Source organism: Microbacterium sp. HSID17254 (genome assembly GCF_003989315.1).
Classification (GTDB): Bacteria; Actinomycetota; Actinomycetes; order Actinomycetales; family Microbacteriaceae; genus Microbacterium.
Window position 1 is genome coordinate 22,166 of the sequence record NZ_RBLT01000014.1, and the last position, 12,547, is coordinate 34,712.

At 71.1% G+C, this 12,547-nt stretch carries 12 protein-coding genes; 6 read left to right on the forward strand and 6 right to left on the reverse strand.

Annotated features, from left to right (window positions below; all coding sequences use genetic code 11):
- Window positions 1-70 precede the first annotated feature (70 nt).
- On the forward strand, window positions 71-718 hold the full coding sequence (locus tag D8M34_RS10300) for a TetR/AcrR family transcriptional regulator (protein WP_126893933.1): 648 nt from the start codon (window positions 71-73) through the stop codon (window positions 716-718).
- Window positions 719-1,359: 641 nt separating this feature from the next.
- Here D8M34_RS10300 and D8M34_RS10305 read toward each other — a convergent pair.
- Complete coding sequence (locus D8M34_RS10305; protein ID WP_194088847.1) at window positions 1,360-2,250, reverse strand: MarR family winged helix-turn-helix transcriptional regulator; 891 nt, start codon at window positions 2,248-2,250, stop codon at window positions 1,360-1,362.
- 126 nt (window positions 2,251-2,376) lie between these two features.
- Here D8M34_RS10305 and D8M34_RS10310 point away from each other — a divergent pair, with 126 nt between their 5' ends.
- Window positions 2,377-2,934, forward strand: coding sequence for a MarR family winged helix-turn-helix transcriptional regulator (locus tag D8M34_RS10310; protein WP_231729521.1), 558 nt, complete (start codon window positions 2,377-2,379; stop codon window positions 2,932-2,934).
- Between the two features lie 6 nt (window positions 2,935-2,940).
- Here D8M34_RS10310 and D8M34_RS10315 read toward each other — a convergent pair whose 3' ends face one another.
- The 5 genes from D8M34_RS10315 to D8M34_RS10335 form a co-directional block, all read right to left on the reverse strand.
- Entirely contained in the window at window positions 2,941-3,858 is a 918-nt protein-coding gene (locus tag D8M34_RS10315) for a cation diffusion facilitator family transporter (protein ID WP_062765630.1), read from the reverse strand.
- Window positions 3,859-3,904: 46 nt separating this feature from the next.
- Window positions 3,905-5,311, reverse strand: coding sequence for an MFS transporter (locus D8M34_RS10320; protein WP_062765627.1), 1,407 nt, complete (start codon window positions 5,309-5,311; stop codon window positions 3,905-3,907).
- Between the two features lie 70 nt (window positions 5,312-5,381).
- The gene (locus tag D8M34_RS10325; protein ID WP_062765624.1) at window positions 5,382-5,870 is read right to left on the reverse strand and encodes a DUF3253 domain-containing protein; all 489 of its coding nucleotides are present in this window, start codon (window positions 5,868-5,870) and stop codon (window positions 5,382-5,384) included.
- A gap of 63 nt (window positions 5,871-5,933) precedes the next feature.
- A complete protein-coding gene (locus D8M34_RS10330) occupies window positions 5,934-7,109 on the reverse strand; it encodes an exo-beta-N-acetylmuramidase NamZ family protein (protein WP_126893935.1) in 1,176 nt (391 codons plus the stop codon).
- A gap of 2 nt (window positions 7,110-7,111) precedes the next feature.
- Complete coding sequence (locus D8M34_RS10335; protein WP_029989136.1) at window positions 7,112-7,978, reverse strand: MurR/RpiR family transcriptional regulator; 867 nt, start codon at window positions 7,976-7,978, stop codon at window positions 7,112-7,114.
- Between the two features lie 137 nt (window positions 7,979-8,115).
- On the opposite strand from D8M34_RS10335, the gene D8M34_RS10340 reads away from it, so the two are divergent.
- The 4 genes from D8M34_RS10340 to D8M34_RS10355 are packed head-to-tail and all read left to right on the forward strand — an operon-like array spanning window position 8,116 to window position 12,325.
- On the forward strand, window positions 8,116-9,399 hold the full coding sequence (locus tag D8M34_RS10340; protein ID WP_126893936.1) for an ABC transporter substrate-binding protein: 1,284 nt from the start codon (window positions 8,116-8,118) through the stop codon (window positions 9,397-9,399).
- A gap of 55 nt (window positions 9,400-9,454) precedes the next feature.
- Window positions 9,455-10,411 (forward strand): carbohydrate ABC transporter permease, encoded by a 957-nt coding sequence (locus tag D8M34_RS10345; RefSeq protein ID WP_025102684.1) that lies wholly within the window; start codon window positions 9,455-9,457, stop codon window positions 10,409-10,411.
- A complete protein-coding gene (locus D8M34_RS10350; RefSeq protein WP_062765614.1) occupies window positions 10,411-11,328 on the forward strand; it encodes a carbohydrate ABC transporter permease in 918 nt (305 codons plus the stop codon). Before D8M34_RS10345 ends, D8M34_RS10350 begins: the two co-directional genes overlap by 1 nt.
- Before the next feature lie 16 nt (window positions 11,329-11,344).
- Window positions 11,345-12,325: a serine hydrolase domain-containing protein gene (locus D8M34_RS10355; protein WP_126893937.1), complete on the forward strand. Its 981-nt coding sequence runs from the start codon at window positions 11,345-11,347 to the stop codon at window positions 12,323-12,325.
- Window positions 12,326-12,547: the final 222 nt, after the last annotated feature.

Consider the following 12,547-nt stretch of genomic DNA (forward strand, 5'->3'; position numbering starts at 1 on the left):
AGGCTCCTTCACCGAACTATACGAACGATCATCCGTATACTAGGCGAACGGTCGTTCGTATACTAGGGCCATGGTGGATGGTGTGATGCAGGACGGCCGGCGGGCACGCGGCGACGCCTCCCGCCGCATCGTGCTGGAGAGTGCGACCGACCTCGCCTCCGTCGAGGGTCTGGACGGCGTGACGATCGGACGCCTCGCGACCGCCTCGGGGTCGAGCAAGAGCAGCATCGCGACGCTGTTCCAGAGCAAGGAGGGCCTGCAGCTCGCGACGGTCGCCGCCGCTCGGGACATCTTCGTCGAGCGGATCATCGAGCCCGCCCGCGCCCACCCGCGAGGAGCGCATCGCCTGGCCGCGCTCCTCCACAACGCCTTGGTCTACTCGAAGGACCGCGTCTTCACAGGCGGCTGCTTCTTCGCGGCGACGGCGGCGGACGTCGACTCCAAGCCCGGTCCCGTGAGCGATGCCGTGCGGGCAGCCCTCGTCGACTGGTACGGATACATCGAGGCCCAGCTGCGGTTCGCGGCCGCGGAGGGAGAGGTCGGCGCGGCCGACGTCGAGGTGCTGGCGTTCGAGCTCGTCGCCCTCAATGAGCAGGCCAACGCGCGGTCGCTCCTCCTGCGGAGCGACAAGCCGTATGCGCTCGCAGCGGCCGCGATGCGCTCACGCCTCCGTGACGCGGGCGCCCCCGACACCGCCCTCGCCCTCCTCGACCTCTAGCCCCGTCCCGCGCCCGCGCCCCACGCCCCCGTTCCCCCTGCGGGCTCAGGAACGCACCGCAATCCCGTGTCGACGGCCCGTTTCTGATCCCGCCCCACGGTCGGGCCCGGCCCCCTTTTGCGTGCGGGATGGGAAATGCGCGCCGCGGTCCGTCGGAAGGATCGTTTCTGATCCCGCCCGACGGTCGGGCCGTCCGCTCTTTCGCTCGCGGGATGGGAATCGGCCCCCGAGGTCCGTCGGGAGGGCGTTACTGATCCCTCCCGACGGTCGGGGCCTGCCGCCTTGCGTGCGGGGTGAGAAATGGGCCGCGAGGTGCGACGGCGGGGCCGTTCTTGATCCGCGCACGTGCCTTCCCTGTGCCTGTCGCCTCGGGCCCTTGCGCTTCCACCGGGCGCCTCGTTCCTCGTCCCTCCCGCGCCGCCTGCCTGCATGACCCTGCGGGATGGAAAACGTGCCGCTGGGGCGTTCGGGAGGGGCGATTCTGATCCCGTCCGGAGAGTAGGTGCTCGCGTCGCCGCGGGGGGGGAGCGAAGACGTGCCTCGAGTGCGCTCGGGAGGTGCGGAAGTGATCCCGGAGGGGCGTCCCGGTGCACGGAAGCGCCCCAGCCGGGGTTCCGGTGGGGCGCTTCGAGGAGGTGAGGTCAGGCGGCGTGGCCGTGGCGGAATCCGGCGTCGAAGCCACGCTCGAATGCGCGCTCCGCCATCCGCTGCGCGCGGTGGCCGCGCCCGTGCCCGTGCCCGTGCCCGTGGCCGCGGCCGTGGTCGCGGTGTGCGTGACCGTGGTCGCGGTGCCCGTGGCCGTCGTGGTGACCGCGCCCGCGGTACCCGCCTTCCTCGGCTCCGTCGTGACGGTCGAAGCCGCGCCGGGGCCCGAAGTCCCCGCGGTCGAAGCCGTGCCGGGACTCGAGGCCATGCCGGGGGCCGAAGCCGTGCCGGGACTCGAAGTCCCCGTGCCCGAAGCCGTCCCCGGGGCCGAAGCCGTGCCCGGGACCGAAGCCGTGCCGGGGCCCGAAGTCCCCGCGGCCGAACCCCTCCCCGGGACCGAAGCCGCGCCCGTGCCCGTGCCGGCGAGCGAAGCCGCCACGAGGGCCGAAGCCGAACCCGGGGCGCTGCTTCCGGGGGAGAGGGGTCTCCTCGTCCCACCCGAAGGCGCGGGCGATCTTCTCGAGCGCCGCGAGGGTCGTCGCCATCTCCTCGTCGGAGACCGCGTCGGCGACCTTCGCGCGGATGCCGTCGACGGCGGCGCCGAGACGCTCCTTCGCCGCGCGGCCCTCGTCGGTCAGCGCCCATCCGTCGCCGTCCGCCTCGACCCAGCCGCGGTCGATGAGATCGTGCAGCTTGTGCGGGTTCAACGGGCGGCGGGCGGGTACCGAGCCATCGACGACGTTCAGCAGCCGCCAGTCGCGGCGGGTCGCGCCCTCCGCGGCGAAGACAGTGGCGAAGTCCTGTGCCATCAGGCGGTCGACGGCCTTGAGCCAGAAACCGAACGGGCGGGAGGTGTTGTCAAAAGTGCTGTCTGCAGTGGTGTTCATGGTGATCCTTCGTCGTCTGTGGTGCACCGATGACGGATGTCATCCGACATATCAATGTCACTGTGCATGTACATGCAGTGTGACATGGAACCGAGACGCATGTCAAGCTGCATGTAAAATCGGGGCATGGCCACCGATCCGATCGACCCCGCGTCCCCCGACGCCGCCGAAGCGATCGCGCAGGCGCTCTCCCGACTGCGCGGACGTCGACCAGGGCCCGGCGGTCGCGAGCACGGCGGGCCACGCGGTGCACACGGGCACGGGCCCCATGGTGACCCGCGCGAGCACTTCGCCCATCACCGCGGCCACCCGGGGATGCCGCCGTGGATGACCGACGGCGGCCGCCTCGGCGGACCGGCCCGTCTCCGCATGCTCGAAGCCCTCGCCGCCGCGTCGGAACCGCTCAGCGTGAGCGCGCTCGGGCAGGCGATCGGCGTGGATCAGCCGCGGGCGTCCCGGCTCGTGCAGCAGGGTGTGCAGGCCGGATTCGTGCGGCGCGAGGCCGATCCGGACGACGCCCGCCGCACCCGCATCGCGCTGACCGACGCGGGTCGGCGACTGGCCCGCGGGATGCGGGGCGAACGCCGCGAGCTGCTCGGTCGCGCGCTCGAGTCGTTCACCCCGGAGGAGCGCACGGAGCTCGCGCGGCTGCTCACCAAGCTCGCCGACAACTGGCGCGCCTGACCGGCCTCACGCGCGGGCGAAGTCCAGCGAGGGCTCGTCGTCCACCGAGAGGGACAGCACGACGGTCTCCACCGCGTCGTGCGCCTCGATCCGCCGCTCCACCTCCCGCAGCCGCCGGGCCACGTCGTGCTCGCGCGCATCGCCCGCGAGGTCGACCTCGGCGACGAGGAACAGCCGGTTCGGCCCCACGTACTCGATGTGCAGGTAGGTGACCCGCTCGATGTCGTCCATGCCGAGGAGGGCCGTGCCCACCCGGGAGCGCAGGGCGGGGGACACCGACGTGCCGACGAGGAACGCGATGTTCCGTCCGATCAGGATCACGGCGACGATGCCCAGCAGGATCCCGACGAGGATCGACCCGATCGCATCCCACGCGGCGACACCGGTGAGCTGATGCAGGAGGATCGACCCGCCCGCCAGCACGAGGCCGATGAGGGCGGCGGAGTCCTCGAAGAACACCGCCCGGAGCGTGGTGTCGCTCGTCTCCAGCACGAAGTCCCACGTGGAGGATCCGCGCTCCTGGGCCAGCCGGCGGGAGCGGAGCATCGCCTGCGTGAACGACGCCCCCTCCAGCACGAAGGCGATCCCGAGCACGATGTACGCCACGACCGGGCTCTCCACGGGGCCGGAGTCGGACAGCTCCTGGATGCCGTGCATGATCGAGACGATCGAGCCGGCGGTGAAGATGCCGAACGCCGCGATGAGGGACCAGACGAACGCGTTGCGGCCGTAGCCGAGCGGATGCCGGGCGTCCTTGGTCTTCGCGCCGCGCCGATCGGCGATGAGCAGGAAGACCTCGTTCCCTGCGTCCGCCCAGGAGTGCGCGGCCTCGGCCACCATCGACGCGGACGAGGTGATGACGGCGGCGACCGTCTTCGCGATCGCGACGAGGATGTTGGCGAGGAAGGCGAGGACGACGGTCACCGGGTCAGGCTACTCCCGCCCGACCCGTCCGACGCCCGGAGCGGGCTCAGCGCGGCGCCTTCACCGGGAGCAGGAGGAGGAACCCGATGATGAGCACGATGACGATGCCGAGGATCCCATAGGCGGTCTGGCTCGTCGAGACGATGAGCACGGTCCAGGCGGCCGAGGCCATCCAGCTCGCGGCCCTGCCGGTCGTGGCGTAGAGACCGAAGATCTCGCCCTCCCGGCCTGCCGGGGTGACGCGGGCGAGGAAGGAGCGCGCCGCCGCCTGCGCCGGGCCGACGAAGGCGCAGAGCACGAGGCCGCCGATCCAGAACACGAGCGACCCGGCGTCGCGGAGCAGGAACACGGCGAGGCCGGCGACGACCATCGATCCGATCGAGCCGAGGATGATCCGCTTGGGGCCGAGGCGATCGTCGAGGCGCCCCGCGATGATGGTCGAGACGCCGGCGACGAGGTTCGCGGCGATGCCGAAGACGATGATGTCCTGCGTGCCGAACCGGAACACCGCGGTGCCGATGATGGCGCCGAACGCGAAGACCCCGCCGAGGCCGTCGCGGAACACGGCGCTGGCGAGCAGGTACCAGAACGTCGACCGGGTCTGCGGGTCGCGGTAGAGGCCGATCACGTCTTGGACGAGGAGAACGTAGGAGCGGAAGAACCCCACCTTGCGCTCCGGCCGCCCGAGCGACGGCTCCGGCACGTTGAGGAAGATCGGGATGCTGAAGACGATCGCCCAGACCGCGCATCCCACGGCGATGAGCCGGTACGCGAGGCCGTTGTCGGTGGACATGCCGAACCAGTCGAAGGTGTCGAGCAGGACGACGATGACGAGGGCGATGATGCCGCCGAGGTAGCCGAAGCCCCAGCCCAGGCCGGAGATGCGGCCGACGTTCTTCGGGTTCGCAATGCCGATGAGCATGGCGTTGGAGTTCACCGCGGCGATCTCGCCGAACACGGAACCGGCGGAGATCAGCGCGACGCCGAGCCAGAAGAGGGCCGGCTGCGGCTCCACGAACCACAGTCCCAGCATGCAGAGGATGAGTGCGCCGGTGCCGATGCCCAGCCAGAGCTTCTGTCGTCCGGCCGCGTCGGCGCGCTGGCCGAGGACGGGAGCGAGCAGGAGGATGCCCAGGGCGGCGATCGTCGACCCCAGTCCGAGACCGGAGGCGAGGTCGGCCTCGGCGGCGACGCGGACCGGGTCGCTCGGGTCGAGGGCGGCGGTCTCCGGCGGCAGGAACGAGGCGCTGACCAGGTACAGCGCGGTGAAGACGAACGTGAGGATGACGGTGTTGAACGGCTGCGTCGCCCAATCCCACAGCGCCCAGGAGTACACCTGCTTCCGAGGCGCGGGGGTGTCTCCGTGCAGATCGAGGCCGACGACGGCCACGGCGCCGCTGTTCGCTGTCGCCACGGGCTCGGGGGCGCCCGCCGCGGGATCGGGTGAGGTCATGGTCGAAGTCTGGCCGCGGACGGTGAACGCCCGGTGACGGCGCGCCGTCGGCGTCGGGCGCCCGGGGCGTTCAGAGGGCGGGGCCGCGGCGGATGCGGACGGGTCCGCGGGCGTCGGTGATCTGGACCGGCTCGCCCTTCTGCGTGACGACCACGACGTCGCGGGAGGCCAGGTCCGCGGCGACGCGGCGCACGTCGGGCATCCGGTCGCGCCACTCCGCGCCGCCGACCGCGCGGGCGACGTCGCTCGGGCAGATCGACGAGTCCGCGCGCTTCCGGGTGAGGGCGCGCATCGTCGCGGCGATCCGCTCCTCGGCCTGCGCCGAGGAGGGCTCCTCCCACCACGGGGCACCCCGCTCGCCGAGGGCGGTCTTCGCATCCTGCACGCGACGGCGGGCGTCGGGCTCCGCCGCCTTCACCGCGCGCCGTGCGGCCATGAGCTCGTCGACGAGCTCCTGCCGCAGGTTCTCGGGGATCGACGGATCGGTGGCGCGCCACCGCCGGCCGTTCACGACGATGTGGTGTCCGTCCGCGGTGGGCGCGGGGCCGTCGTCCGTCATACCGGCCATCCTGCGCGGCGGCCGCGCGCGCCGCCATCCCCTTGACGTCCGCGCGGCTGCCGGTCAGCGGTAGAGGAGGTCGGCGTCGACGAGCCCCGGCCAGTCCGGCACCGCGAGCGACTCCGGCTCGTCCCACTCGCCCGCCGTGATCCGGCGGAAGGCGCCCTCGACCCCGAACAGCTTCTCCAGAGGGGACCAGTCGGACTCCCCGGGCATCGGCACCAGCGCCCGCTCGGCCAGGGCCTCGGGGTAGAGGGCGGCGAGCAGCGACAGCAGGCGGACGCCGGTGTGCACCGGCCGGAAGGCGGCCGGGTCGGTCACGTGCAGGAGGAGCCCCTGGCAGGCCTCGCCGGCGTGATCCCGCACCAGGGGGGTGAAGCCGTAGGGGGAGGCGGTGACACCGGGAAGGGCGAACTCGACGAACGCGGTCGTGTACTCCTCGGCGTCGATGAACGGGGCGCCGACGACGCGGAAGGGCACGGCCGTGCTGCGACCCTCGGAGACGTTCACGCCCTCGGCCAGACACGTGCCGGGGTACAGCAGGGCGGTCGCGGCGCTGGGCAGGTTCGGCGAGGGCGGCATCCAGGTCAGCTCCTGCCGGCCGAGGGCGGTCTGATCGCGCGTCCATCCCTGCACCTCGACGACGTGCAGCTCCACGTCGATCCCGCGCGTGCGCACCCAGTGCCGCGCGAGCTCGCCGATCGTCAGACCATGGCGGACGGGCATCGTCCACCGCCCGACGAGCGAGTTCGCCGCCTCGTCGAGCATCGGCCCCTCGGCTTGCTCCAGGCGTCCGCCGAGCGGATTCGGGCGGTCGAGCACCATCACGGCGACGCCCGCGTCGGCGCACGCCTCAAGCACATGGCTCATCGTCCAGATGTAGGTGTAGAAACGCGCACCCACGTCGGGAAGGTCGACGAGCACGATGTCGAGGTCGGCGAGGTCGGCGGCCGCGGGACGCACGTCCGCGCCGTAGAGGCTGCGCACCGGGAGCCCTGTCAGCGTGTCCCGCAGATCCCCGATCAGCTCTCCCTCCCTGGCCCGGCCGTCGAGGCCGTGCTCGGGGCCGAAGAGGAGCGTGAGCGGGAATCCGGCGTCGGCGAGGCCTGCGCGTCCACGGGCGAGGGTCGAGGTGAGGGCCAGGTCGTTCGTGACCATCCCGAGGCGGGCGCCCCGGAGGCGGTCCCGCTGCGGCTGCGTCAGGTCGTCGTGGAGGAGGCGGTCGATTCCGAGCTGCATGATCAATCGATTCTGTGAGCGGTGACGGCGTCGTGCGTGCGCTGGAGGTTCGCGGAGATCCGGTCGTAGTCGGCCTGGGCGATGCGCGTGTAGAGGAAGTCGAGGACGGCGAGCTGGGCGATGCGGCTGGCCATCGCGCCGGAGCGGAAGGTCGACTCCGACACCGCCGTGACGAGGGTGTGCGCGCACGCGCGGGCGAGCGGCGAGCGCGGGTTGTTGGTGATGGCGATGGTGGTGGCGCCGGCGGCGGCGGCCACCTCGGCCGCCTGCACGATCTCCAGGGTGCGGCCGGAGTGCGAGATGGCGATCGCGGCGTCCCGATCGTCCAGGAGCGCGGCGCCGGTGAGGGCGAGGTGGTGGTCGGTCCGCGCCTGGGCGACGAGGCCGGCGCGATGGAGCTTCTGCTCAAGGTCCTGCGCGGCGAGTCCGCTGGAGGCCGCGCCGTAGATGTCGATACGACGCGCGCCGCGGACCACGGCGACGCACCGCTCCAGCTCGGCGATGTCGAGCTGGCGGGCGGTGCGCTCGATGGCCTCGGCCTCCGCGAAGGCGATCTTGCGCACCGTGGTCGCGGCGTCGTCGTGGCGGCTCACATCCCCCGCGGACACCTGGAAGCGCTCGCGCTCGGACGCGCTCCGCGTGAGCTCTCCCGCCAGGGCGATCCGCAGGTCGGGGTACCCGGGGAACCCGAGGCTGCGGGTGAAGCGGGCGACGCTGGCGACCGACACCCCGCACTCCTCGGCGAGGCGGGTGATGGAGTTCTCCAGGACCGCCTGCGGTTCGGCGAGCACGCGTTCGGCGATGCGGCGTTCCGTGGGGGTGAGCGCGGAGAGGCGCTGATGGATGGCTGTCACGACACTGTTCGGCACGAGCCCATGATGGCAGGTCGGGTCCGCGCTCGGTAGGAATTTTCAGAAATGCTTGCATTTTTGTAAGAGATTGCCCACAGTGGCAGTGTCGGCATCGTCCCCGTGCCGCGACGAAGACGTCACCCGAGAGGAACACCATGCGAAACCGCCCCGTCCGCCTCGCTCTCACCGGAGGGATCCTGGTCGCCGGCCTCGCCGCCGCCGGCTGCGCGCCCGCAGCCTCGAGCGGCGATGGTCAGGATGATGTCACCCTGACCATCTGGTCCTGGCAGGCCTCGTCGTCCCCGAAGTGGGAGGCCGTGTTCGACGCCTACGAAGAGTCCCACCCCGGCGTCACCATCGAGTTCGAGGGCTTCCAGCCCACCGAGTACAACCAGATCCTCGCCACCGGCCTCGAGGGCAGCGACGGTCCGGACATCGCGATGCTGCGCGCCTATGGCGGCGTGCAGTCGGCGATCCAGTCGGAGCAGATCGTGCCGATCGACGACATCGTCGACGGTCTCGACCAGTTCGACCCCACGGTCCTGCGCGCGGCCCAGGGCAAGGACGACGGCAAGACCTACGGCGTCCCCTTCGCGTACCAGACCATGCAGATGTTCTACAACAAGACCATGTTCGACGAGATGGGCCTCGAGGAGCCCACCGACTGGGACGAGTTCATCGAGCTGCAGGAGACCCTTCTCAAGGAGGGCGTCACCCCCATGGCGCTCGGCGCCCGCGAGGACTGGGTCCTGCCGATGTTCCACGACATCGTCGGTTCGGCCCACTACGGCGGTGCGGACTTCGAGGAGAAGGTGCTCGCCGGCGACGTCGACTTCACCGATCCCGCCTACGTGTCCTCTCTGCAGATCGTGCAGGACATGCAGAAGTACCTCGACAAGAACGTCAACGCGATCGCCGTCGCCGACGCCGTCCTGCAGTTCACCTCGGGCCAGGCCGCGCAGTGGCCCGGCGGCTCGTTCGACCTGCCCACGTTCCAGAGCTCCGCGCCCGACACCGAGTGGGGCGTCTACGAGGTCCCGCCGTCCCCCGACAGTGCTCTCGACCACGCGGTCACCCCGGGCTACGCGGACGGCAGCTTCGGCATCAACGCGGCCAGCGAGAACCAGGAGGCGGCCACCGAGCTGCTCAACTGGATGACGACGAAGGAGTTCGGCCAGCTCGTCGCCGACGAGGTCGACCAGTTCTCCGCGCTCCCCGGGGTGGAGTACTCCGACCCGCTCATGCAGGAGATGAACGAGCAGTACACCGCCAACCCGGCTCCGTATCTGCTGCTCGTCGACTTCCGCTACGGCGACCCGACCGGCACCGCGGTGCTCGGCCCCGACATCCAGGCCATGTTCCTCGGTCAGAAGACCCCGGAGCAGCTGGGCGCCGACCTGCAGTCGGGCATCTCCACCTGGTTCACCCCCTCCTCCTGATCCGAGCGTGGTGGGGCGCCGCGTCCGGCGCCCCACCACGAGCGAAGGACCCCCCATGGCTCTGACCCTCCCCGTGCGCCCGCCGAAGAGCCGGCGCCCCCGCACCGGCATCGCGCTGTCGACGCCGACGGCCGCGCTGTTCGTGCTCCCGGCCGCCGTGCTCTTCGCGGTGCTGATCCTCTACCCGATGCTCGCCGCGCTCAGCTACTCGTTCTTCGACTGGCAGGGCACCAAGCAGGGTGGATTCGCCGGTATCGGCAACTACCTCACGCTCCTCACCAAGGAGCCCTACGCCTCCGAGCTGTGGAACGCGTTCGGCCACAACCTGCTGCTCTTCGCCGGCGCCCTGGTCTTCCAGAACTCGCTCGGCCTCGGCATCGCGACCCTGCTGCACCGCCGCAAGCGCACCAAGCGGTTCTTCCAGACGATCTTCGCCCTGCCCTACCTCGTGAGCCCGATGGTCATCGGCTACCTGTGGTCGCTGATGCTGTCTCCGCTGTTCGGGCCGGTGAACGCGATCCTCCGCGGCGTCGGCCTGGAGAGCCTCGCGCTGCCGTGGCTCGGCGATCCGCAGCTCGCGATCTGGGTCATCGTGCTGGTCAGCGCCTGGCAGTGGATCGGATTCCCCATCCTGCTGTACGGCGCCGCCCTCGGCGGCATCCCCGAGGAGATCGAGGAGGCGGCGTCGCTCGACGGCGCCACGGCCGCGAAGCGCTTCCGCTACATCACGCTCCCCATGCTCACGCCGACGATCGGCATCATCACCGTGCTCACCTTCATCGGCAGCATGGAGGCGATGGCCATCCCGTTCGCGCTCGCCGGGTCGAACGGCGCTCCCGCCGGCTCCACCGACGTGATGATGCTGTTGTTCTACCGCACCGCGTTCGAGTCCGGGAACCCGAACTCCATCGGGGTCTCCTCGGCCCTCGCGACCGTCCTGTTCATCTTCATCATGGTCATCTCCGTCGTCATCACGACGACGATGCGCCGCGCCGAACGAAAGCTGTTCTGATGAGCACCGCCCTCGACACCCGTCAGGAACCGACCACCGAGGCGATCGTCTCCGGCCGGCCCTCCGCCCCGCGGCGCCGCTCCCGTCGCACGAACGACACCCCGTTCGTGGGCCGCCTCCTCGCCAACGTGTTCCTGTGGGGGTATGCGCTGGTCGCGATCGGTCCGCTGCTGCTCATGGTCAACAACTCTCTGCGCACGCAGCAGCAGATCGCCACCGAGCCGCTCGGACTCCCCGTCCCCCCGACGTTCACGAGCTTCCAGAACGCGTGGATCACCGCCTCGTTCGACACGTACTTCGTCAACTCGATCACCGTCACGGTCGGGTCGGTCATCGTCACGACGGTCGTGTCGGTGCTCGCCGCCTACGCCTTCGCGCGGGCCAGGGCGAAGTTCTTCCGCGGGATCGAGGCCGTGTTCCTCTCGGGCCTCATGCTGCCGGTGCACCTGGCGATCCTGCCGCTGTTCTACCTGCTCGACGCGCTCAAGATGACCAGCAACGTCTTCAGCCTCATCCTCGTCTACGGCGCCCTCGGCATCCCGTTCACCACCTTCGTGCTGACGGTGTTCTTCCGGGCGCTGCCGATCGAGCTGGAAGAGGCCGCGCGCATCGACGGCGCCGGACCGCTGCGCACGTTCCTCCAGATCCTGCTGCCGCTCGTGCGCCCGGCGCTCGCGACCGTGATCGTCTTCCGGTTCGTGCCGGTCTGGAACGACTTCTTCTACCCGCTGATCCTGCTGCGCGACCGCGACTCGTACACGCTCCCCGTGGGCCTGACCCGGTTCTTCGGGGAGTACTCGACCGATTGGCCGCAGCTGTTCGCCGGACTCACGATCGCCACCATCCCGCTCGTGGTGCTGTTCCTGCTGGCGACGAAGCAGATCATCAACGGCCTCACCTCCGGCATGAGCAAGTGACGGCCGCAGGCGGATCATGGTGAACGGAGCCCCGGGCTCGGCGTGGGCGTCGGTGCGGGCGGTCGCCGGGGGCGCGGAAGAGCTGCAGCTCCTCGGGTCGCCGGCGCACGACGATCCCGCTCCGCTCACCGCCGCGCACCTGTTCGATCTCGCGTCGCTGACGAAGGTCTTCACCGCCATCGCCGCCCTGCGGCTCGTCGACGCGGGCGTGATCGACCTCGATGAGCCCGTCGAGCGCGTCCTCGCGGTGGGCAGCGGCGCCGGAGCGGAGCGGATCACCCTCCGGCACCTCCTCACCCACACCTCCGGGCTGCCGGCGGAGGGGCGCGAGTGGCGGGAGGGCCTGCGCGGGGACGAGTTGCGTGCCCGCGTGCGGCGTCGGGCGCTCGGTGCCGAGCCGGGCGCTCGCCATCTGTATTCCGACGTCGGGTACATCGCGGCCGGAGATTGTCTGGAACGGGTCTCCGGGCGGCCGCTCGCGGCGCTCTGGGCGGAGGTGGCCACGGGGATCGGCGCCGCGTCGCTGACCGCGGCTCCGGAGCGGGAGCAGGCGGTCGCCACGGAGACGCAGCCGCACCGCGGGAACGTGCGCGGAGCGGTGCACGACGAGCTCGCCCATGCACTCGGCCGTCCCGCCGGCCACGCGGGACTGTTCGGCACGGTGGGGGACGTCGCCGCTCTCGCCCGTCTCCTCCGCGATGAGGGCGAGGGGACGCACGGGCGAGTGCTGTCACGGGAGTCGTTCCGCGGGATGACGACCCCGTCCGTCCAGGCCGACGCCGGCTACGGCCAGGCGATCGGTCTGCGCGTGCGCGATGCCGCGTGGATGGGTGACCTTGATGCGGTCGGCCACACCGGCTTCACCGGCACGTGCTTCGCGGTCATCCCCGAGACGGGCGCCTACGGCGTGCTGCTCCTCAACCGCGTGCACCCCACGCGCGAGGACGCCGACGTCGCCGCCGTCCGCCGTGCCTTCCTCGCCCCCCTCACCCCCTGACCCCCGCCCCTTCCCGGTCCTGCCCCTTCCCGGTCCCGCCCCTCCGATTCCGGGATCGATAAGGCCCCGCCCCGCGCCTTCCGACGCCCGCTTTCCATCCCGCACCGAGAACCCCTCCCGGTGGGGGTGCGGAGTGCGCCGGATCCAAAAGGCTTCTCCACGCGCCTCCCGAGGCTCCGTTTTCATCCCGCGTGGGGGACCCCTCCCGGTGGGAGTGCAGAA

Coding starts and splice junctions, on each gene's coding strand:
- D8M34_RS10300 (WP_126893933.1), top strand. CDS start 71: ATGGTGGATGGTGTGATGCAGGACGGCCGGCGGGCACGCGGCGACGCC.
- D8M34_RS10305 (WP_194088847.1), bottom strand. CDS start 2,250: ATGAACACCACTGCAGACAGCACTTTTGACAACACCTCCCGCCCGTTC.
- D8M34_RS10310 (WP_231729521.1), top strand. CDS start 2,377: ATGGCCACCGATCCGATCGACCCCGCGTCCCCCGACGCCGCCGAAGCG.
- D8M34_RS10320 (WP_062765627.1), bottom strand. CDS start 5,311: ATGACCTCACCCGATCCCGCGGCGGGCGCCCCCGAGCCCGTGGCGACA.
- D8M34_RS10325 (WP_062765624.1), bottom strand. CDS start 5,870: ATGACGGACGACGGCCCCGCGCCCACCGCGGACGGACACCACATCGTC.
- D8M34_RS10330 (WP_126893935.1), bottom strand. CDS start 7,109: ATGCAGCTCGGAATCGACCGCCTCCTCCACGACGACCTGACGCAGCCG.
- D8M34_RS10340 (WP_126893936.1), top strand. CDS start 8,116: ATGCGAAACCGCCCCGTCCGCCTCGCTCTCACCGGAGGGATCCTGGTC.
- D8M34_RS10345 (WP_025102684.1), top strand. CDS start 9,455: ATGGCTCTGACCCTCCCCGTGCGCCCGCCGAAGAGCCGGCGCCCCCGC.
- D8M34_RS10350 (WP_062765614.1), top strand. CDS start 10,411: ATGAGCACCGCCCTCGACACCCGTCAGGAACCGACCACCGAGGCGATC.
- D8M34_RS10355 (WP_126893937.1), top strand. CDS start 11,345: ATGGTGAACGGAGCCCCGGGCTCGGCGTGGGCGTCGGTGCGGGCGGTC.